The sequence below is a fragment of the Bilifractor porci genome (genome assembly GCF_009696005.1).
In the GTDB taxonomy this organism is placed as follows: Bacteria; Bacillota; Clostridia; order Lachnospirales; family Lachnospiraceae; genus Bilifractor; species Bilifractor porci.
In genome coordinates this window covers 262128-282326 of sequence record NZ_VUMV01000003.1, presented here as the reverse complement: position 1 = coordinate 282326, position 20199 = coordinate 262128, and the positions used below count along the sequence as shown (strand labels likewise).

General features: G+C 46.9%; 17 protein-coding genes. 13 read left to right on the top strand and 4 right to left on the bottom strand.

All coding sequences use genetic code 11. The features are described from left to right. Positions 1–37: 37 nt before the first annotated feature. The 7 genes from FYJ60_RS12770 to FYJ60_RS06315 all read left to right on the top strand — a co-directional run bounded on the left by FYJ60_RS12770 (position 38) and on the right by FYJ60_RS06315 (position 7656). Positions 38–1306, top strand: coding sequence for a uroporphyrinogen decarboxylase family protein (locus FYJ60_RS12770; protein WP_154457824.1), 1269 nt, complete (start codon positions 38–40; stop codon positions 1304–1306). Positions 1307–1394: 88 nt separating this feature from the next. Further along, complete coding sequence (gene rbsK / locus FYJ60_RS06340; protein WP_154457823.1) at positions 1395–2327, top strand: ribokinase; 933 nt, start codon at positions 1395–1397, stop codon at positions 2325–2327. After that, on the top strand, positions 2324–2791 hold the full coding sequence (gene rbsD / locus FYJ60_RS06335) for a D-ribose pyranase (protein ID WP_154457822.1): 468 nt from the start codon (positions 2324–2326) through the stop codon (positions 2789–2791). The genes rbsK and rbsD overlap by 4 nt, the downstream gene beginning before the upstream one ends. 83 nt (positions 2792–2874) lie before the next feature. After that, positions 2875–3915, top strand: coding sequence for a substrate-binding domain-containing protein (locus FYJ60_RS06330; protein WP_154457821.1), 1041 nt, complete (start codon positions 2875–2877; stop codon positions 3913–3915). Between the two features lie 92 nt (positions 3916–4007). Then, on the top strand, positions 4008–4964 hold the full coding sequence (locus FYJ60_RS06325; protein WP_154457820.1) for an ABC transporter permease: 957 nt from the start codon (positions 4008–4010) through the stop codon (positions 4962–4964). A 12-nt stretch (positions 4965–4976) separates the two neighbouring features. Further along, positions 4977–6491, top strand: a complete 1515-nt coding sequence (locus tag FYJ60_RS06320) for a sugar ABC transporter ATP-binding protein (RefSeq protein ID WP_154457819.1) — start codon at positions 4977–4979, stop codon at positions 6489–6491. 118 nt (positions 6492–6609) lie between these two features. Further along, positions 6610–7656: a LacI family DNA-binding transcriptional regulator gene (locus tag FYJ60_RS06315; RefSeq protein WP_154457818.1), complete on the top strand. Its 1047-nt coding sequence runs from the start codon at positions 6610–6612 to the stop codon at positions 7654–7656. Positions 7657–7831: 175 nt separating this feature from the next. Here the strand turns inward: FYJ60_RS06315 and FYJ60_RS06310 are convergent, their stop codons facing one another. Both FYJ60_RS06310 and FYJ60_RS06305 read right to left on the bottom strand, forming a co-directional pair. Continuing rightward, entirely contained in the window at positions 7832–8074 is a 243-nt protein-coding gene (locus tag FYJ60_RS06310; protein WP_154457817.1) for a type II toxin-antitoxin system Phd/YefM family antitoxin, read from the bottom strand. Between the two features lie 232 nt (positions 8075–8306). Beyond that, positions 8307–9842, bottom strand: a complete 1536-nt coding sequence (locus tag FYJ60_RS06305) for a PucR family transcriptional regulator (RefSeq protein ID WP_154457816.1) — start codon at positions 9840–9842, stop codon at positions 8307–8309. A 330-nt stretch (positions 9843–10172) separates the two neighbouring features. Between FYJ60_RS06305 and FYJ60_RS06300 the strand changes: the two genes are divergently transcribed. The 4 genes from FYJ60_RS06300 (at position 10173) to FYJ60_RS06285 (ending at position 15261) form a co-directional block, all read left to right on the top strand. After that, complete coding sequence (locus FYJ60_RS06300; protein ID WP_154457815.1) at positions 10173–11180, top strand: uroporphyrinogen decarboxylase family protein; 1008 nt, start codon at positions 10173–10175, stop codon at positions 11178–11180. A 149-nt stretch (positions 11181–11329) separates the two neighbouring features. Then, on the top strand, positions 11330–12502 hold the full coding sequence (locus FYJ60_RS06295; protein WP_154457814.1) for an MFS transporter: 1173 nt from the start codon (positions 11330–11332) through the stop codon (positions 12500–12502). Between the two features lie 200 nt (positions 12503–12702). Next, positions 12703–13782: a uroporphyrinogen decarboxylase family protein gene (locus tag FYJ60_RS06290; protein ID WP_154457813.1), complete on the top strand. Its 1080-nt coding sequence runs from the start codon at positions 12703–12705 to the stop codon at positions 13780–13782. A 54-nt stretch (positions 13783–13836) separates the two neighbouring features. Beyond that, positions 13837–15261: an MFS transporter gene (locus FYJ60_RS06285; RefSeq protein WP_205838989.1), complete on the top strand. Its 1425-nt coding sequence runs from the start codon at positions 13837–13839 to the stop codon at positions 15259–15261. A gap of 24 nt (positions 15262–15285) precedes the next feature. Here the strand turns inward: FYJ60_RS06285 and FYJ60_RS06280 are convergent, their stop codons facing one another. Together FYJ60_RS06280 and FYJ60_RS06275 are read right to left on the bottom strand one after the other, a co-directional pair. Continuing rightward, positions 15286–15711, bottom strand: coding sequence for a hypothetical protein (locus tag FYJ60_RS06280; RefSeq protein WP_154457811.1), 426 nt, complete (start codon positions 15709–15711; stop codon positions 15286–15288). 13 nt (positions 15712–15724) lie between these two features. Beyond that, positions 15725–16960: a uroporphyrinogen decarboxylase family protein gene (locus FYJ60_RS06275; RefSeq protein ID WP_154457810.1), complete on the bottom strand. Its 1236-nt coding sequence runs from the start codon at positions 16958–16960 to the stop codon at positions 15725–15727. 355 nt (positions 16961–17315) lie between these two features. Between FYJ60_RS06275 and FYJ60_RS06270 the strand changes: the two genes are divergently transcribed. Beyond that, on the top strand, positions 17316–18818 hold the full coding sequence (locus FYJ60_RS06270; RefSeq protein ID WP_205838988.1) for a helix-turn-helix domain-containing protein: 1503 nt from the start codon (positions 17316–17318) through the stop codon (positions 18816–18818). A gap of 153 nt (positions 18819–18971) precedes the next feature. Beyond that, positions 18972–20198 (top strand): COG1470 family protein, encoded by a 1227-nt coding sequence (locus tag FYJ60_RS06265; protein ID WP_154457808.1) that lies wholly within the window; start codon positions 18972–18974, stop codon positions 20196–20198. The last annotated feature ends 1 nt before the right edge of the window (position 20199 follow it).

Below are 20199 nucleotides of genomic sequence, written 5' to 3'. Positions count from 1 at the left end.
ACGGTTAACATTAGGCTTCTACTAAGGAGGAGAAATTGTGAATTCCCGCGAGCGTGTGTTAATGGCCTTGAATCATGAAGAAACTGACAGGGTGCCGATTGATCTCGGTTCTTCCAGATCAACAGGAATCAACGCCATTGCATATAACAAATTGAAACAATACTTGGGCGTGGACAGTAAAACCGTTCTTTTCGATGTGAAGCAGCTGCTTGCTGAAATGGATTTTGAAGTGGCAAAGAGAATCGGGAGCGATGTTGTTATTCTTCCCAGGCTGGTTCCTTCCGTCGGGATCCGTATTGATGAATTGACGGACGGAGAGCTTCCGGAGAATGGCGGACCCTGTCTGCAGTCAAAATACTATCATCCAAAGCCTTTGGATAACGGCGGGATGGGAATTTATGACAAGCATGGACATCTGATAGCGGTCAGACCCAAGGGTGGCATTTTTTATGATGAGGTATATCATCCTCTGGAAAATGCGGAGACGGAGGAGGATGTAGACCGTGGCCTCAGTATTGAGGATGAAGACGGCGACAGCCAGTACCTCGGACTTCCGCAGATCAGCGATTACGAGATGCATTACCTGCATGACAGAGCTAAGTATATCTATGAAAACACGGATTTTGCCATTTCGGGATTTACCAGCTTCAGTTTGTTTGAACGTGGATTCAAGGATTTTGGATATGAAAATTATCTGATGCTGTTTTATGAAGATCCGGATCTGGCGGAGTATTACCTCGATAAAATGACGGATGCCTATATTACTTACATGGAAAGATATCTGGATGCGGTAGGGGATTATATTCAGATCGTGCAGAATAATGACGATCTCGGGTCACAGAAAGCCATGCTGATTTCTCCTGAAATTTACCGGGAGTTTATAAAACCCAGGCATGCAAAAATCAATGCGGCAATTAAAAAGAAATGCCCGGATATGCATATCTCTCTGCACTGCGACGGAAGCATTTATCCGATTATCGGAGATATTATCGAAAGCGGCTTTGATATTCTGAATCCTATTCAGCGGGACTGTGACAATATGGATCCGGCTCAGATCAAGAAAGAATTCGGAGACCGGCTTACGATCTGGGGAAGCGCGTGCAGTACACAGTCTACGATGACGCACGGAAGCATTGAGGATATTGTAAATGAAGCAAAAGAGATGATTCGGATTTTTGCTCCCGGAGGTGGATTTGTTTTTTCTCAGATCCATAACATCCTTGCAGACATTCCGCCGGAAAAGATCGTGGCGCTGTTTGATACGGCGAAAAAGTACGGGGTACCGGAGTGGTTTAACGCACAGTAGGCTGCAGACGAAATTAGAACAATAAGATGTTTGGAACTTGATTATTTTTTAGCAGAGATAAATATTGACGGGTTGAGAGAACGGAAAAATGGAAAATAAGGCAAAGATTGCTGTTATTGGCAGTTATGCTGTGGGAGCAACCATAAGATGCAGACAATTTCCTGCAGCCGGACAGACAGTACCGGGGCATGGCTTTGAGATGATGCACGGAGGAAAAGGATCCAATCAGGCGGTTGCAGCACACAGAATGGGCGCGGAGGTTCTATACGCCACCTGCATCGGGGATGATTCCTTTGGACAGATGTGCCTCGATTTGTACCAGCAGGAAGGGATCAGCACTGAATATATTCGGAAAAGCACAGAGGGAACAGCAACAGGCGCAGGACTTATTTATGTGAATGAAAACGGAGAAAACGAGATTGTTATCGGCCTGGGAGCCAATAATGAATTTTCATCCGAGGATATTGATCGTATCTTCCCTGAAATTGAGAAGTGCAAAATTCTTCTGATGCAGCTTGAAATGCCAGTAGAGACGGTGCTTCATGCAGCAAAAAGATGTAAGGAAGCAGGAGTCAGCTTTGTATTGAATCCGGCTCCCTTCCGGGAACTTCCAGAGGAAATTTTCCGATATTGTGACTATGTAACCCCGAACCAGACAGAAGCCAGACAGATGCTGGGAATTTCTCTTTCGGAGAATATCTCGGATGAAGAGGTGGGGATACAGCTTTGTAACCGTGGAATAAAAAATGTAGTGATGACGCTCGGCGAAGGCGGAGTCCTTCTGGTTACGGAGAGCGGAAGCAGAATTGTACCGGGAATCCGTGTCGCAGCGGTTGATACCACTGGCGCGGGCGATACCTTCAGCGGGGCATTTTGTGTAGCGGTTGCGGAGGGGCAGGATCCGAACAAGGCCGCGGAGTTCGGAAATATTGCGGCGGGTCTTGCAGTTACCAGATATGGTGTGGTGGACGCCATTCCCTATAGAAAAGAAGTAGATTCTTACAGGAAGGAGAACAAATGAAGGCAGGAGGGATTCTGAATAGAGATCTGATGAGGGCTATTGCCGATATGGGCCATACTCAGATTATGGTAATCGGCGATGCCGGGGTACCGGTGCCGGACAGCGCGACAAGAATTGATCTGGCGCTGGCGCAGGATATTCCGACCATTCAGCAGGTGCTGAAGTACATCATGGACGAGATGATTTATGAAAAGGTGATTGTGGCGGAGGAACAGAAAAAATACAATCCGAAGCATTTTGAGGCGGTGTCCGGGCTCTCCAAAAGGTGTCAGGTGGAAACCATGCCTCATGAGCAGCTGTTTTCCACCTATCTTCCAAAGGCAAAATATATTGTTAGAACCGGTTCTTTTGAGCCTTTTGGAAATGTTGTTCTTCAGGCGGGGATTGACGCACCGAAATGGTTTGCCAAGGACGGATGTCTGGTTCCCGGCTATTATGAGGAACGGGTAGAATACAAAGGATAATTTTTATCGGCAGGGAATTTGGCGGAAATCGACCGAAAAAGCAAAAACTATATAGAAAATAAAAAAGCGGAGGGCTTTCAACTATGACAAAAAAGGGTATTCTTTCGTTGGCACTAAGTGGACTGATGGCAGCGGCACTTGCTGGCTGCGGGGGAGCATCTGGATCAGGAACAGCAGCGGACAGCACGGCTTCGCAGGGGACAACTACTGGCACTTCTGCCTCCGGAGAGGCAGTTGCATCCGGCTCCGGGGAGACGCAGACCGGTTCCAAGGACATTAAAATCTCTGTCGTTATGCATGCCATGAACAGTTCCTTTTATACGACGCTTGCAGACGGAGCGAAACAGGCAGGTAAGGATCTGGGGATTACCGTCGATGTGACTTCTCCTTCCACGGCCAGTGACCTGGACGCTCAGGTCAACCTGATAGAATCAGCGATTGCCGCTAAATATAATGGGATTGCGACTGTAACATGGGATCCCACTGGCTTCAACTCTGTCATTAAGAAAGCGGAGGATCAGGGGATTCCGGTAGTTGGCTTTAATCAGGATGCAGAGGACTGTGGAACAAAGGCATTTATCGGACAGGACTATGAGGACGCCGGGTATCAGCTTGGTAAGTATATGTTTGGAACCGTTATGAATGGAAAAGGCAAATATATTGTTGCCAGCTGCGGACCGACAGATTCGGCCCTGGAAGCAAGAGAGGCAGGAATTAAAAAGGCTGCGGAAGAATATCCGGACGTGGAGTATATTGACACTATTGATATCGGAACAGATCTGGACAACGCTTACAGCGTGATTGAAAGCGCATATCTGGCACATCAGGATGTCAACGCATTTCTCGGTGTAGACGTATTCAGTGAGGCTATCGGAAACTTTATCAATGCTTACGGGCTTACCGGAAAGGTTTACGGGGCAGGCTTTGATCTGACAGAGGGAACCCTGAAACATGTCAAGAATGGTGATATGCAGCTGACAGTCGGACAGAATCCTTATCTGCAGGGATATTATTCGGTTATGGAACTTTACATGAACCTGGCAGACGGCGCGGATTTCATTGATATTAATACCGGAGCACAGATGGTAACCGCAGACAACGTGGACAGCGTAGAACCGGAATGACAACTGGCTGAAAATGGCTAAAGAGCGTCTCTTCCGGCATTGCTGAAATGTCGGAAGAGAATTTATGACTGTAAAAAGGAAAAGTGAATAGCATGAAGGAAAAATTAAAATCATTTCGTGAGCTGGGAGTTATCTGTGTTCTGATTGCATTGATTATTTTGCTTACCCTAGCAAGACCAGTGTTTATCTCACCCACAAACTTTATAAATGTTGTCCGTCAGACGGTGCAGATTGGCATTATGGCGGTAGGTATGACGTTTCTGATTATTTCCGGAGAGATGGATCTGTCGGTAGGATCCATTTTCGGTACAACCGGCATGCTGGCGGCAACTCTGTATAAAGGTAATGTTAATCCGACATTGGCATTTCTGATTGCAATTCTTGCAGGCTGTGCGATTGGACTGCTGAATGGTGTCCTTGTCACAAAGACGAAAATACCGGCGTTTATCGCAACACTTGGTACCATGAAAATCTTCCGCAGTGTGGCCTACGCGATTTCCGGTGGACAAAGTATCAGTGTTTTCCCGGAATCTGTGACAAACAGTTGGGTTTTCAAAATGGGAGGCTCCCTGGGGCCGATTCCGATTCAGATTTTCATCATGGCGGTGATTTTTATTGTAGCAGGAATTGTTCTGGCAAAAACAGAGGCCGGCTATAATATGTATGCGACAGGCGGCAATCCGAAGGCAGCAAACCTGGTCGGTATTAACACAGATCGTGTTAAAATTCTCGGCTTTATCATTTCAGGAGCGGTAAGTGCACTTGCGGCTATGATCAGTATTGCATATCTGGGCTCAGTGCCGACAACAGCAGGAGAAGGCCGTGAAATGGATGTAATCGCGGCAGTTATTCTTGGAGGCGCTTCTTTAAGCGGCGGACGCGGTACCATGCTGGGAACCTTTATCGGCGCGATGATTATCAGTGTAGTCAAGAACGGAATGGTTCTTCTTAGTGTTCCGGTATTCTGGCAGGATGGGTTTATCGGCGTCGTTTTGATTCTTGCAGTATTGCTGGATACCTTTATGCACAGAAAAGATTCCAGAGGATAACAGGAGGCAGCTATGGGAGCTTATATTCAGTTTAAGAATATAACCAAGAAGTTCGGCGGGACGACTGCATTGAATCAGGTCTCCTTTGATATACGCGAAGGTGAGATCCATTGTCTCTGTGGAGAAAACGGCGCGGGAAAATCTACGTTGATCAATCTGTGCGGAGGAATTTTCCAGCCGACAGAAGGACAGATTTTCATCGGAGGCAAACCGGTAGTCATTAAAACAGTGGAGCAGTCGGAAAAGCTGGGAATTTCCATTGTACACCAGGAAATCCCACTTTGTCTGAATATGACGATTGCGGAAAATATCTTTTTGAATCGCAAAGAGGCTGTAAAGGGACTGTTTCTGGATAAAAAATATATGAATGATGAGACGGAAAAACTCCTGAAACGGTTTCAGCTGAATTTGAAGCCGACGCAGCTGGTGGAGGAGCTCAGCATTGCAGAGCAGTCTATTATTCAGATCGCTAAGGCTGTATATTATAAACCGAAAATTCTGATTTTGGATGAGCCTACAGCGGCGCTTACGGATGACCAGAGGGATGTTATGTATACAGTTGTCAGAGAACTGGTTAAGAATCAGAAGACTACGGTTCTCTATGTCTCTCACAGGCTTGAGGAATGCATGGAACTGGGAGACAGGGCAACGATTCTTCGCGACGGCTGCTTTATCACGACAAGAGATATCAAAGACCTGACTATGGATGACATCGTTACATTGATGGTAGGACGAAAAATAGACCGGTCGAAGAAAAGAGAAAGCTATGTCCGGGACGAAGTATTGATGGAAGTGAAGCATTTTAGCAAGAAAAGGCAGTTTGAGGATGTCAGTTTCCAGCTGAAAAAGGGCGAAATTCTTGGACTTGCCGGATTTGTCGGCGCCGGACGCACAGAAGTTCTTACGGCTATTTTCGGGGCAAACCGGCCGGACAGTGGTGAGCTCTATCTTGAAGGGAAAAAAGTAAGTGTAAAATCACCTGCTGACGCGATCCGGCATCGGATCAGTATGATCCCGGAGAACCGCAGAGATGACGGGTTGATTGCATCCATGTCGGTGCAGCAGAATGCGCAGATGGTTGTTCTGGATAAAATTAAAAACGGAATCTTCCTGAATAAGAAAAAGTCAGATGATCTAATGGCAAAGATGACCTCTGATTATCTGATTAAAGCAGGAGACCCTTCCAATCCGATTTTCACTCTCAGCGGAGGAAATCAGCAGAAGGTGGTGATTGCCAGATGGATCGCAAACCATCCGTCGATTCTTTTGTGTGATGAACCTACCCGCGGTATTGATGTAGGAGCAAAGGATGAAATATATGGAATCCTGCGGAAAATTGCCAGCAAAGGTATTGGTATAGTCATCGTTTCTTCAGAACTTCCGGAATTGATTTCGCTCTGTGACAGAATTCTGGTGATGCATGAAGGGAAAATTACCGGAGAAGTAAGCGGAGACGAGGCAACAGAGGCAGGCATTATGCGCTATGCGGCCGCCTTGAAAGATGATTATCGGTATGCGGATGAATAAACAATTTTGCCGGATTGTTTTATTGTCAGCATTCCCCGATTAGGATAAGATAAGGATAGGGTTTAGAGGTCGGCTTTGCCGACTATGCAGGCAATACAGAATTAATCAGGTTGTTGTGATGGGCAAAAAGGTAACAATTCGGGATATTGCGAAAGAGAGCGGTGTATCGACGACTACAGTTTCCCGGCTTTTGAATCATGTGGAAGGATACTGCTCAAAGGATACGGAGCAGAGAGTCTGGGCTGCTATTGAACGGCTCAATTATCATCCGAGTAAGATCGCGAGATCGCTGGTAACACAGAAAACAAATCTGATCGGAGTTATTTTTCCGGATATTTATAACAGCTTTTTCCAGGACTTATTCCGGGGCGTCGAAGAATACGCATCCAGGCTGGGGTATCAGCTGATACTCTGCAATACAGATGGCAATTCCAAAAAGGAAAGGGACTATCTTCTTAGCCTGGCGGAGAACCTGACGGACGGAATTATCATAAGTACATCGAATGCCAAGGATGATAATACGACTATCGTGGATCTCCACAAAAAAGGGTTTCCGATTGTTACTGTAGAAAGGTATGGAAAAGAACTGAAAGATGTGCCGAGAATTCTTTTTGCAAACCGGGAAGCCGAGGAACAGGTAGTGGATTATCTGTACAGAAGCGGGCACCGGAGGATAGCGTATATCAGCGGTCCTTCCAATGCGGTCAATGCCAACCGGAGGCAGGAAGGATTTCGGAACGGACTTAGTAAAAACGGATTGTTGGTGGATGATTCCTTAATTTTGACGGGAGATTACAAACTTGAATCCGGACAAGAGTGTATGAGGAGACTTTTGGATGAGCACGGATGCGGGGACAGAAAAAAACCGGATTTTACTGCCGTAATGGCAGGAAATGACCTGATGGCGATCGGAGCGGTCCGGGCAATTTTGGAACGGGGACTTCAGATTCCAGATGATATTTCGGTGATTGGCTGTGATGGAACCATGCTGGCAGACCTCATCAGACCCCAGATAGGAACGATTCGGCTTGGAGGGATAGAGATGGGGAAGAAGGCTGCGGAATATCTGATCAGCGAGATAAAATCAGAAGATACAGGTGAAAAAAAGGTTATTTTTCAGCCGCAGCTTCATCTCGATGGAAGAATAAAAACAATAGAAGAGTAATATTTGAAATGCAAAAGAGCCAAAAGAAATAAAGGGTAAGGCGCCTCATTGGAGGCGCTTTTCTTTTTACTCTTTATATCGGATGGTCAATAATCCATGCGTATCAAGTCAATGCCTCCCGTTTCGGAAATAAGCTGACTGTGCAGGGCGATAATCTGCTCACGGGAGAGAATGATCATTTGGCAAGCACCTCATAGGCTTTCCGGTTTTTGGCAATCAGACGTTTTGAAATGGACATGACATCCTCATCGTCTGCGATCTGCTCCTTCTGGGCACTGTTGAATTCTACCAGAAGATAGCGGGGGGTGTTGTTTTTAAGAATTACAACAGAGCCTTTCTCGTCAACCATCCGGGCCACCCGGGAGAAGTTCTGGTTAGCTTCTGTGATGGAAACAAGGTTATCTGTATTAACGGTCATGATAAAAACCTCCTTTTTTCATTTACATCAGTATATCAGAGCAGTAGGAGAAATTAAACCTATTGAGTGACGGCGGATGTAAGTCTGAAAAAGAAGCGATCACATGACGAAAATGCGCTAAAACAGCGGCCTTCGTGCTATCGTTAAAACATGCAATCCCCTGATACCAAAAGGGGTGCATCGTTAAAATGTATTGAAGCATACGTGCTAAAGGAAGTCTAAGTTACAAACCCTATTCATTTTCCAGCAGCGCAAAGGACAGCAGCAGATGCAGATGGGTGTGCCAGTCATCCAGGTTCAGAGAGGTTATTTCCTCTATTTTTTTCAGGTGGGCAAGAACTGTGGAGCGGTTCAGGTAAAGGGCAGAGGCTGTATGCGACACATTAAATTTGTTTTTTACATATTGTTCCAGCGTTTTGGCAAGGGAGGATGAGTGCTCCCGGTCATAATCCAGAAGGTCAAGGAAGGACTGATTGACCAGATCCTTATAGTAAACGTCGCGGGAAGCGTGATCCAGCGTGTACGCCATGGCATAGTCGGGAAAACGGTAGTACCAGTACATGCTGTCGCGGATATTCCCGATTCGGAGTGCGGATTCCGCTTCATACAGGGCATAGCGGATTCGGAAAAAATCATCAAATTCACTGCTGATTCCGGCCTTGTATAGCGAATCCCGCAGAAACGTGGCGATATTTTCTTGGAAGCGGAAGTGTCCCTGCTCTTTTTTAGAGCCCAGATTTACCAGAAGTGCCACCCGCTGGTCGATAATCACACCGCACGAATTCGGAAAGAGCAGCTCCAGCTGATTGACAGAGACCGCGTTCATCTCGTCTTTTTCCCGGATAAAATAAGGGGAAAACAGAGCAAGCACATATTTGTCCTGTGCACTCCAGTGAACCATCCGGAGAATGGCGTGAACCAGCGGCCGCGATGCGGGCTCTTCCTTCAGACAGGATGCCACAGCGTGATGCAGACTGCTGAAGGCGGGAATCGGGAAAGAAAAGGGGGCTATCTGCCAGAGCACATCGGCCAGCCGGTCGCCAAGGATTTTCAGCAGGTCGTATTGGTCTGGGGTGAATGCCTCCTTTGATGTCAGCATAATACGAGCATTGTAGATGCTGCTGTCCTTTTTGAACAGGTTATAGCACAGGGCAGGGACAACCTGGCGGGCGGTATGCACCTGATAGAGCATGACGCGTCTGGATGACTGGACCGCCTGGTAGGCAGGATCTGTCAGGATATCTTCCGTGACATATTTCGGAATGCCTTCTATCGTCTGGATCAGGGCGGCATTTCCCCGGAAATCATCGGTGTAGGCAATATAGTGAAAACGGTTGTCTGCCAGAATAATGCTCCCCCGCAGGAGATTACGGCTCTCATTTAATGCGTTTCTAATATCGGAAACATCGGGAGTAAGCCTGGTCAGGGATCCCTCCCAGCTTTCAATTTCTTCAAAGATTTCATTCAGCGCATTGATCAGTTCGCCGGATTCCACGCGGTTTTCAAGGCAGAGAACCGTGAAGTCTTCCGGAAGACAAAGATCTTTTGTTTCGGTTCCTGTACCGTTGCAGAGGAAAATTCCGGGTCCGTTTTCCGGCCGCAGGAAGGCAAGTTCTTCCGGAGAGATGACGCAGAGATGATCTTTCTGCGGCGCAGAACCGTTATAAAAGCGAAAGCCGCAAAATGACGGATTCGATGGGAGAGTATCCGGCATGATGCGGTACCGGCGGGAAAGCATCTTCTTCAGAATTTCAGCTGTCAGAAACATTCGGGATTCTCCTCTTTTTCGGCAATTCTATACGGACTGGACTGTTTACTGCCCGTTTTTTATCTGCGGGCCTGTCTCTGATCATAAAAGCTTTTTTCCATGATTGCAAGAACTGTAAAAAAAGATGCGTACATGATCCATCAAAGTGACGGATATTGATAGAAAACAGAGGATGAAAAATCATGGATAGGAAAAGAATCCCCTGCTAAGATCAGGATATTCACATGTTGTACGAAGTGCCACAAGCGGGAGATGGAATGGAAACACGGAGCTGTCCGTAATCAACTTTTGGCGGCCGTAACGTAACAGGAAAGAGAAGGAGGAAGCCATATGCTCACACCAAAACAGAACCTGCTGGAGACGTTAAAGAAGGACGGAAAGCCGGAATGTCTCTGCAATTCCTTTACCATGCTGAAGCCCATCGGAGGAGACCCCTGTTTTAAGCTGATCCGTGGAAACAGAATTCGCGGAACGGAGTCGGAGGATGTCTGGGGAACACATATTTCTTTTCCGCAGGATGCGCCGGCGGCAGTCCCGATTGTCACAAAAGAAAATCAGGTCATCAAGGATATTACGCACTGGCGTGATTATGTCAAAGTGCCGGATCTGATCGGACGGTGCAGTGAAGGATGGGAGACAGCCATAGAAAATGAAAAAGCCATCGACCATGACCGTTATCTGACCTGTGTCATTATGGGAACAGGTATTTTTGAGCAGCTGCATATGTTGATGACTTTCGAGGACACTCTCTGCAATATGCTGGAAGAACCGGACGATATGCAGGAACTTATTGATGCGATCTGTGAATATCGTCTGACCTATATGAAACTGGTTGTGGAACACCTTCATCCGGATCTGATTATTTCTCATGATGACTGGGGATCCAAGACAAGCCTGTTTATGTCTCCGTCAACCTGGCGGGATTTGTTCAAGGAGCCTTATCGAAAACTGTACTCCTATCTGCATGAGAATGGAGTAATCGTCATGCATCACGGCGATTCCTATATGGAACCGATTGTGGAGGATATGGCGGAAATCGGCATTGATATCTGGCAGGGAGTTTTGCCGACCAATAATGTCGCGGCAATTTCCGAGAAAGTGGGAGACCGTATGCTGCTGATGGGAGGCATTGATTCAGTCATTGACAGAGCAGATGCCAGCGAAGAAGAAATCCGCAGAGAAACACGCAGGGCCTGTGAAGAATACGGCGGTCTGAAAGGCTATTGGCCGGGCATTACCTATGGAGGACCCGGAACCATCTATCCGGAAGTGGAGAAGATTATTATTGACGAAATTAACAGGTATAACAGGGAAAAATACGGCGTCGCAATTTCCTGACGTCCTGTCCGGACACACATGGGTGATTTATTTTTTGAGCAGCGCAGGGATTGTGCTGCAGAGAGGCGGCGCGGCAGCAGTTATAACCTGCGGCGCCGTCCGTGTGACAAGACATTATATTAGAAAAATGAGCAGGGAGGCTTACTATCGTGGAAAAGAAAAATAGTGCGGGAAGATGGATGATCCTGCTTCTGCTTCTGGCATCGTTTGCTGTGACCTTTATGACCCGTTTTGTCTGGTCACCGGTCAGCAAAACGGTGATGAGCGAGCTGAATATGAGCAATGTTGCCGCCGGGTCCTTTATGTCGGCATTTTTTATCGGATATGTTATCACACAGATTCCGGGCGGCACGCTGGCCGACAGGATAGGTGTGAAAGTAACGTTATCTGTGGGACTTTTTATTTCCGGAGCGGCGACCATCGGCGTATCGCTGATCAACAGCTATGGAGCCGGTCTTGCGCTGCGGGTGGTGACAGGCCTGGGCGCAGGCGTGGTAATGAGCTGCTGCACAAAGGTGATCAGTGAGAACTTTGAGCAGAAAGACCGGGGAATTGCCTTCGGCGTCCTGCTGGTGGGACCGACTCTTGGACTGACGGTGGCCAATAAACTGGGGGCGGCACTTCTTACCGCATACAGCTGGAGAACGGCTTTCCGGGCAGTAGGTTACGTGGCGATTGCTATAGGTATCCTGACAGCTGTGTTCATCCGGAATACAAAAGCACAGGGCGGTGTGAAGCCGAATCTGTTAACGGGAATCAGGATTGTTTTTACGACAAGGAACCTGGTCTGTGTCTGCTTCGGCGGTTTCTTTTATATGTTCCTGAATCTGGGCGTGTCCACATGGGCGAATACCTATCTGAATAACCTGGGGATGAGTGCTAACCAGGCGGCTAACGTGATGACAATTTACAGTGTCGGGGGCGTGATCGGCTCGCTTCTGACAGGGATCATTGTAAAAACCTTTCATCTGAGTATGAAAAAATATCTGATTGTCGTTTATGTGCTGATTTCGGTGTTTACTCTGCTGTTCGGGAACACCACAGGTGCAGCCGCGCTTTCCGTGATCGGCTTCTTTTACGGCTTTCTTACCTATCTTCCGAATGCGCAGCTTAATGCGCTGGTTACGAAATATTCGCCGGCAGGACTTTCTGCCTCCACCATGGGTGTGCAGAACTGTGTATTCCAGATGGCGTCCATCCTGTCCCCGATGATTGTCGGCGGAATTGTGGACGCGACAGGTGCCTTCAGCGCGTGCTGGATCACACTGGCGGTTGTGAATCTGATGGGCGTCATTTTCTGGACAGCCCTGCGGGGAGAGTAAAAAAAGTTTGCAAGCTTAACAAATCATAAATAACTGTATCAAAAAAATGCGCCTATAAGGGCGCGTTTTTTGTGCTTTCAGAACATAGAAGGGAGACAAACAGAATAATAGAATAAATATCAGACAATATTCAGACGAAAGAGTTCCTGCAGGACGAAACAAGTTGAAATGCCTGAAATTTTAAAGGAGGAAGCATCACAATGGCGGCAAAATTAACTGAGCGTGAGAATTATCTTATGATGCTGGACGGAAAAGAACCCGAATGGGTTCCGATTTATTCTTTCGGGCCGATGCCGGGAGAGACACGACCCTGCACCAGCGCGATTTTCACCCCTCCGTTTATCGGGGAATTCCGTATGAAAGGCGGGGGAAAAGATGTGTGGGGAGTCAATTATGTGGGGTCTGATTCTACCGGAAAGGCTATTCTCCCGGAACCGGGAAACTTTATTCTGGACGACGTTGAAAAATGGCACGATGTGATTAAGGCACCTTCTCTGGAGGGGATTGACTGGGAAAAAGTCGTAAAAGACGGCATGGACGGTCTGTACAAAATGGGCTATAACCGGGAGGATTCTGCCCTTTCTTACAACATGCATGCCGGCTATTTCCAGGATTTTGTGGCCTTTATGGGATTTGAAAATGGTCTGTGTGCTCTGTACGAGGAACCGGAAGAGGTAAAAGCCCTGATGGATTACATCTGCGACTGGTATACAGAGGTAGAGGAGCATATTCTGGATATCCTGAAACCGGACTGCATTGATCTGATGGACGACGTTTCTACCTGGAGAGCACCTTTTATTTCCGAGCAGATGTATCATGATATTTTCCTGCCGTGCCATGACAGAGAAGCAAAGCTTGCGCGGGATAGAGGAATGCGGATTACGATGCACTGCTGCGGAGAGGCATCGGAATTTATTGATGACTGGCTTTCTATTGGAGTCAGCGGATGGGATCCGGCGCAGCTCAGTAACGATATTGATGCCATACAGGCAAAATATGGCAATAAGCTTGCCATCATGGGAGCCTGGGATGCCAGAGGAAGACTGATCGAACCGGATGTGACCGATGAAGAGATCCGGCAGTCTGTCCGGGACACGATGGACAGGTACGCAAAAGGAGGAGGCTTTGCGTGGTGCGGAGGTTATCTGGGCGCCGTCGGTGATCAGGAGGTTATCCGGAAAAACAAAGTGCTCTTTGAGGAGGTTTACAGGTACGGAGATGCCTTCTACGGAAACGGTCCGGAGGTCCACAAGGTGGTGGGCACCTACGGAAAAGCATGAAGAGGCTATATCACAGAATAGGCAAATAATGAAATGTGGAGGAGGAATCTGAATATGGCAAAACAGGCGATGCAGGCTGAAAAAGGCGCCCTGTCCAATAAACAGGTCAATATTTACGGTGCGTATCTGATGTTTTCATCTCTGGCGGCAATGGTGCAGATGACATATCTGACCATTTTTATGACAGATACGCTTATGATTTCGGCAGGTGTTGTGGCGACAACTCTGCTGATAGCCAGGGCAATCGATCTGGTTATCGGAATTCTCAGCGGAGGTATTATTGAAAGGTCTCACTTAAAATGGGGCCGTTACCGCTCCTGGCTGCTGCTCGGCAGATGGTTTATTATTTTTGGTATCGTTTGTTCGTTCTTTGATACCTCATCCTGGCCGATGGGGTTCCGGGTCGGCGTGGCATTTGTCGGTTACATTGTGCTGAACGTTACGTTCAGTTTCGTTACAAATGCTTATTATGCTCTTGCGCCCTGTCTGGCTAAGGGAAACATGACAGATCGGTTCCGCCTGAGTGCGAGAGGCGCGCAGTTTATGTGTGTGGCCATGCTGATTACTTCCGCATTAACGGTACCGCTGGTAACAGCACTGACTCCAGTGGTTGGAGCCGGATGGGGCTATATGATTGTGGCGCTTATTTTTGCCATTCCGTACATTTTCGGGGTTCAGATGCTGAACGGCATTACCAAGGAGTGCGATCCCGACAATCCGGAGAAAGTGGTGGTAGGTCCGCAGATCACCATTAAGGACATGGTGCTCTCTGTTGTAAAGAACAATCAGATGCTTGTCATGTTTATTGCCTATTCTATTTACTATATTGGGCTGTATACCATTCAGGGCCTTAGCACCTACTATTTCATGTATATCGTCGGAGATTATATGAAAATCTCTGTCAGTATGACAATCACCATGATTACGGGTACGATAGCCTCTCTGTTTGTTCCGCAGCTTGGCAAGAAGCTGGGAAAGAAGAGGGCATTTGTATCAGCTCTGGTTATTTATGCGCTGGCTTTTATCTGTGTGTATTTCTTTGTCGGAGGAAACTGGATCCTGTACACGGTATTCGGCGCGATCGGTGGTGCTTTTGTTTACCTGTTTACGGGATTCGGACCGAATTATTTTATAGACTGCGGAGAGTATTATCTGTATAAGACCGGAAAAGATACCAGGAATATTGCCATTGCCATGTTTTCTGTCCCCATGAAGATAGGAATGATGCTCGGCGGAGCAATCGCCGTTTACGGGCTGGATGCGATTGGCTACCGGGCAGGGATTCAGGTAACGCCGGAATTCCAGAACCATTTTATGTTCCTGCTGGGGATTATCCCTTCGGTGCTGGTACTGATCGGTGCATTGGTTACAGGCATTTTCTACAAACTGACTGATGAGAAGGCTGCTTTTTATGCAGGCGAAAACGCAAAGAAAATGCAGGAGCAGATGAAGGCTGCGAAAGCAGGAAGTCCAGAGTGAAAAATGCAAAATCGCAAGAGTGTATCAACAGGGGCTGCCAAACGGCAGCCCCTGTTCAGGCATCGCTGGTCTTAGTCTGTTTTGGCTGGATGTGTTCCTATTGTTTTTCGGAATGGGGAACGGATCAAAAACAGAATTCCAACAGCAAAAAGTAAAAAGATATCGATGATCAGATTTCCTGTTATGCCGTTTTGGAACAGTCTGCTGAGCAGAATAAGCCAGAATGATCAGGGATCGAAAATGTATTCTTTTTCCCAGGACAGCACCTGCAAGAAGGGAGCCTATAACCAGAAAAAGAGAGGGAACGGTAGAAATCCATGTGACGTTTTTTCCTGTAAAATGTTGTGCAAGCGTTGCCAGGGCCGGGGAAATTTCTGCTGTTCCGAGGTAGACAAGATACAGACTCATAACGGATAAAAAGCTCAGTTTGGAGACGGTTGCTTTTTTCATCTGGAAATCCTCCTTAAAATGTTCCGTATTTTTCTGTCGCGTTTCTCCAGGCGTGCATCAGTGCCGGTTCCACATAATCCAGAGCTACAGAGTTAGACATGATAAAACCTCCGCCTGGTGCACAGATATCCATCATTTCTTTCACCTTATTTTCAACATCTTCAGGTTTGTGACCTTCCATCAGAAGACTGGTGGGAAATCCTCCTGCGATGCAGGCAGTGTCACCCAGAATACGTTTTGCGTTTTTCATATCCACGGATTCAAAGGAATAAATGACTTTCCCCTTTGGAATGTCCCGGATAGTCTCCAGCCGTGTGTCGTAGTGTCCTTCGCAGAAAACAAAAGGCGTAAGTCCGGCTTTGATCAGTGCGAGCAGAAGGCGTTTCAGGTGTGGCCAGTAGTATTTGTTGTAATTGTCCGGTGACATAAAGTTATCCGTTCCGCAGTGAAGAGGAATGAATACAAACTGCTGGTGTGTCATGCGGGCCGTCTCTACAGCGCCAGGAATAGAGACATCCCCCCAGCGGGTCAGGACTTCATTCAACGGCTCCGGATCGGTTACAAGATCCATGCAAGTATCAAGAAGCCCCCGTACATTATCTGCAAAATCATCAAACGGGCAGCATGCCACGGCATCTCCGTAAACCGGATATCCTTCATTTACCAGCGTGAAAGATAATTCAGCACCGCGCTGCAGAGCTTCCGATACCTGCTGGCCGACTTTTATCATTGTCTGGAGTGTTTTCTGGACAGAAGGGAGTCCGAAAGCGGCTAATGAGTAAATGGACTGGCCGCAGAGACCCGGAAGATTCAGCATGGAAAGCCCCGATAAATTTTTATATTTTCCGGGTAGTACCCGGTGCAGAAGAAAGGCAGAAGGATCCTTCAGATAGGTTTCATAGTCATCTTCATCCATATAGGAGCTGTCTACATACTGATAAGGTGTATTTTCCGGTAAATCCCAGTAACTTCCCGGCCACTTGGCATTGGTATAGCCAGCTGTTTCCATCGGAGGAATCGGGAAGAAGGCTCCCGGAGAGTAAACCATATCAGGGTTGTAATCATTTACATATTTTTGTATTGCTTGTGTAAGGCTCCGGCAGTCATTCATGGCATTTTGAATGCTGACTCCGTAATGCAGAGCATAAAAATTGTTCATGGATGGGATGAACGGAACACGATCTCCCTCCCGCAGAGATACTGCATCCATGACACGGCCGATTCTTTCATTAAATTCTTGAGTTTTCATGTGTTTACCTTTCTGCCTTTTATATTGTTTCAGATCATGGCTATCCTGACTGCTGAGAATTCTCCTAAAAAACGAGGTGCGGAATCCGCTGCTTTTTTATAGTTCATAAGCTACCAGTGAAGCTGTGTATTCACAAGGTAGCGGTTTACATTTTTATGACTAAAAGATAAAATTATGTTGTAAAAAATTACAATCTTATGCAATGTATAGGTTGTACGACAGTTTTTACAGCGCAGAGCATTACGGGAATGCAGCTGTCCGGCTTTCCGGGTGTGGGAGCCGGTGCCGTACGGAAAGAAAACATGTTCAGTATTTTAGAAATAATAAAATTCTCAGAGGGGGAGAAAGGTACTCGATGAAACTGAGTATGTGGATAATCAGAGATTTTTTGAAGACTTATCATCCAAGAGCGTTTATTAAATCCGGCAATATGGAACTTCGCGGAGTGCGGATTCTTGCTGATGTTCCCATGCGGACGGAAAATAATCTGTATCTGGCACGTGCAGAGGATTATATTGAGAGCGAAAAAAATAAAGTTATCTGTGTTCACCGTCAGGATATGCTTGTTCTGGACACTAATGATATAGATGAGGTTTTTAATTCTATTCTGGATTGCTTTGATGTTTATAACATGTGGGACGATACCTGTATGCAAATGATAGAGCGGGGCGCATCACTACAGGAAATTCTGGATGCCAGCCGCCCCTTTTTTCATGATACTGTCTATGTCACAGACGAAAGCTATCTGATCCGGGGAGAATTGTCTTATCCGCTGCAAAGAACCGAGAATGGATTTGAGAAGGAAAGAAAATTGTATGAGGATGTGGAGGCAAATCAGTCGCTACCATTGGAGTATATCGCCCGTGTCCGCCAGAAAAAAACGGCTGCGCTATTAAAGAACCGTCTTATTCTGGACAGTGTCGGGCCGGGGATATCTCCCTGCTATGTCATGGGATTGTATCTGGATGACATACATATCTATAATTTGATTGAAATCAACTATAATACGGATGCAGAAAAAGCCAAGGAACAGATATTTTTTAAGCTCGGAGAAACGATTCAGATCTGGATGGAGAAAAACCGGAAAAGTGCCGATGAAGAACTGACGATGCATCATCTGTTTCGGACGGTGTTTTCTACGGATAAATTATTCTCCAGAACAAATGCTGCCAGATTCCAGAACTATGCGAATAAACTGGGATGGGCTCCGGAGCAGAGAAAAAAGATCCTGCTGATAGAAAATATCAGGGGTGATTCCGGAATTCTGATTCCGCTGTGCAGAAAAATGAATCATCTGATGTATGTTATGGCGGATTGCCAGGAAAAACAGGCAGTGGCTTTTCTAAATCTGGATCTGGCTGACGCGGAGGCAAATAACGGTATAGATAAAAAAATTGGCAAAATGCTGCATGACACAGAAAGTTTTTGTGGCATGAGTTATGTCTTTACTGATTTTTCGGAGCTTCCGGAACAGATCGTTTTTGCGAGAACGGCTTTGATTTACGGGAAGCATACAGCTGGGGCTGTAAACCGATGTGAGAATTATATCTTTGCATATTTAAGAGAGCTTTTTCAAAAATATGCGGGTCCTGAATTCTGCCATCCGGCGGTACATATTCTGGAAAAATATGATAAACAGCATGGCACAAAGCTTATTCAAACACTGGATTGTTTTCTGATTAACGAAAGAGATTACAGGAAAACGGCAGAAAAATTGTTTGTGCACAGAAATACCGTTCAGCATCGTGTAGAAAAAATACAGGAACTGACCGGATTAAATCTGGAATATCCGGAAATCCGAATTCATCTGATGGCTTCGCTGGCGATGCTGGAGGAGGGATGGAAAACAATAGGTTAAGTGCGATATTTCCTTTGTTCGTCGCTTCACCTTCTTCACAGAATTAACACATTAGAGTGACAGTCTGACCACAATTTTTTCTTAGAATTTTCATACAAACATAAACCCGAAATAAAAAGGAAGGTTTGAAAAAAATCAGGAGGTCACTCAAAGATGAAAAAGAAAAGCACAAGATGGATGAAAGCACTGGGCTTTGCGGCACTGGCGTCCTGCATGGTGTTTACGACATCGGCAGGCGTTTTTGCCGCGGACACAGCCACCTCAACTTCCGAATCGGAGGATGCGAACCGGGTTATCAGCGACGGTCTGGAGATGAGCACTTCTTATCCGGGCGTTTCCGCGAAGCCGGGCAGCACCGTATCCTTTGACCTGGATTTTGCCAACGGCGGCAGCGGCGAGCTGGTAAGCCTGAGCAGCTCCGGTGTTCCGGACGGAGCCACCGGGTATTTCCAGGGCGGAGGAAATACCATCAGCAACGTTTATGTAAAAAACGGGCAGAACAGTGCCCTGGCGACGTTTTCTGTTGATCTTCCGGAGGATCTGGCGGAGGGCACTTATACCATTACACTGACAGCCCAGGGCGAGACCAGCAGTGATACCCTGGATCTGACGCTGAACGTATCGCAGGAAGATCTGGGCGCCAGTACACTGACAGCAGATTATGATTCCCAGGAAGGAACTTCCGACGGAACCTTCACCTTTAATACAACTCTTCAGAACAATTCTACATCCGATCAGTCCTACAGCCTTTCCGCGGAAAGCCCGGACGGATGGACAACAACATTCACCCCTTCCGGCGAATCCAATAATGTTTCTTCCGTCGACGTAAAAGGAGGCTCTACTTCTTCTGTCACCGTCACGGTTACGCCGAAAAAGGACGCGGATGCCGGCGACTATGAAATCCCGATTACGGCAAAATCCGCAAATGAAACGCTGAACCTTACACTGAAGGTAAAAATTACCGGTACCTACAGCCTGAGCCTTACTACGCAGGACCAGACGCTGTCCTTTAATGCCAAGGCGAATAAAAAGACGGCAGTTGTGATTGACGTGGTAAATAACAGCAACCTTCCGCTTACCAATATCAATCTGACGGCCAGCGCGCCTACCGACTGGACGGTGGAATTTTCCGAGAGCACGATTGATTCTCTGGAAGCCGGGAAAACGAAGGAGGTTACCGCCTATGTGACACCTTCTCAGTCATCCATCAGCGGAGATTACGCGGTTACAATGACTGCGTCTGCGACAGAGACATCCTCCGACCAGCAGTTCCGTGTAACGGTTCAGACACAGACGGTCTGGGGCGTTGTGGGTGTCGTGGTGATTATTGCCATCGCGGCCGCGCTTGTGGCTGTATTCAGAAAATTCGGGAGGCACTGAT

What these genes read in the sequence shown, in the direction of transcription:
- FYJ60_RS06280 (WP_154457811.1), bottom strand. Translation starts at nt 15,711, where the DNA reads ATGAAAAAAGCAACCGTCTCCAAACTGAGCTTTTTATCCGTTATGAGT.
- FYJ60_RS06275 (WP_154457810.1), bottom strand. Translation starts at nt 16,960, where the DNA reads ATGAAAACTCAAGAATTTAATGAAAGAATCGGCCGTGTCATGGATGCA.
- FYJ60_RS06305 (WP_154457816.1), bottom strand. Translation starts at nt 9,842, where the DNA reads ATGTTTCTGACAGCTGAAATTCTGAAGAAGATGCTTTCCCGCCGGTAC.
- FYJ60_RS06290 (WP_154457813.1), top strand. Translation starts at nt 12,703, where the DNA reads ATGGCGGCAAAATTAACTGAGCGTGAGAATTATCTTATGATGCTGGAC.
- rbsD (WP_154457822.1), top strand. Translation starts at nt 2,324, where the DNA reads ATGAAGGCAGGAGGGATTCTGAATAGAGATCTGATGAGGGCTATTGCC.
- FYJ60_RS06330 (WP_154457821.1), top strand. Translation starts at nt 2,875, where the DNA reads ATGACAAAAAAGGGTATTCTTTCGTTGGCACTAAGTGGACTGATGGCA.
- FYJ60_RS06265 (WP_154457808.1), top strand. Translation starts at nt 18,972, where the DNA reads ATGAAAAAGAAAAGCACAAGATGGATGAAAGCACTGGGCTTTGCGGCA.
- FYJ60_RS06310 (WP_154457817.1), bottom strand. Translation starts at nt 8,074, where the DNA reads ATGACCGTTAATACAGATAACCTTGTTTCCATCACAGAAGCTAACCAG.
- FYJ60_RS06320 (WP_154457819.1), top strand. Translation starts at nt 4,977, where the DNA reads ATGGGAGCTTATATTCAGTTTAAGAATATAACCAAGAAGTTCGGCGGG.
- FYJ60_RS06285 (WP_205838989.1), top strand. Translation starts at nt 13,837, where the DNA reads ATGGCAAAACAGGCGATGCAGGCTGAAAAAGGCGCCCTGTCCAATAAA.
- rbsK (WP_154457823.1), top strand. Translation starts at nt 1,395, where the DNA reads ATGGAAAATAAGGCAAAGATTGCTGTTATTGGCAGTTATGCTGTGGGA.
- FYJ60_RS06300 (WP_154457815.1), top strand. Translation starts at nt 10,173, where the DNA reads ATGCTCACACCAAAACAGAACCTGCTGGAGACGTTAAAGAAGGACGGA.
- FYJ60_RS06315 (WP_154457818.1), top strand. Translation starts at nt 6,610, where the DNA reads ATGGGCAAAAAGGTAACAATTCGGGATATTGCGAAAGAGAGCGGTGTA.
- FYJ60_RS06325 (WP_154457820.1), top strand. Translation starts at nt 4,008, where the DNA reads ATGAAGGAAAAATTAAAATCATTTCGTGAGCTGGGAGTTATCTGTGTT.
- FYJ60_RS06270 (WP_205838988.1), top strand. Translation starts at nt 17,316, where the DNA reads ATGAAACTGAGTATGTGGATAATCAGAGATTTTTTGAAGACTTATCAT.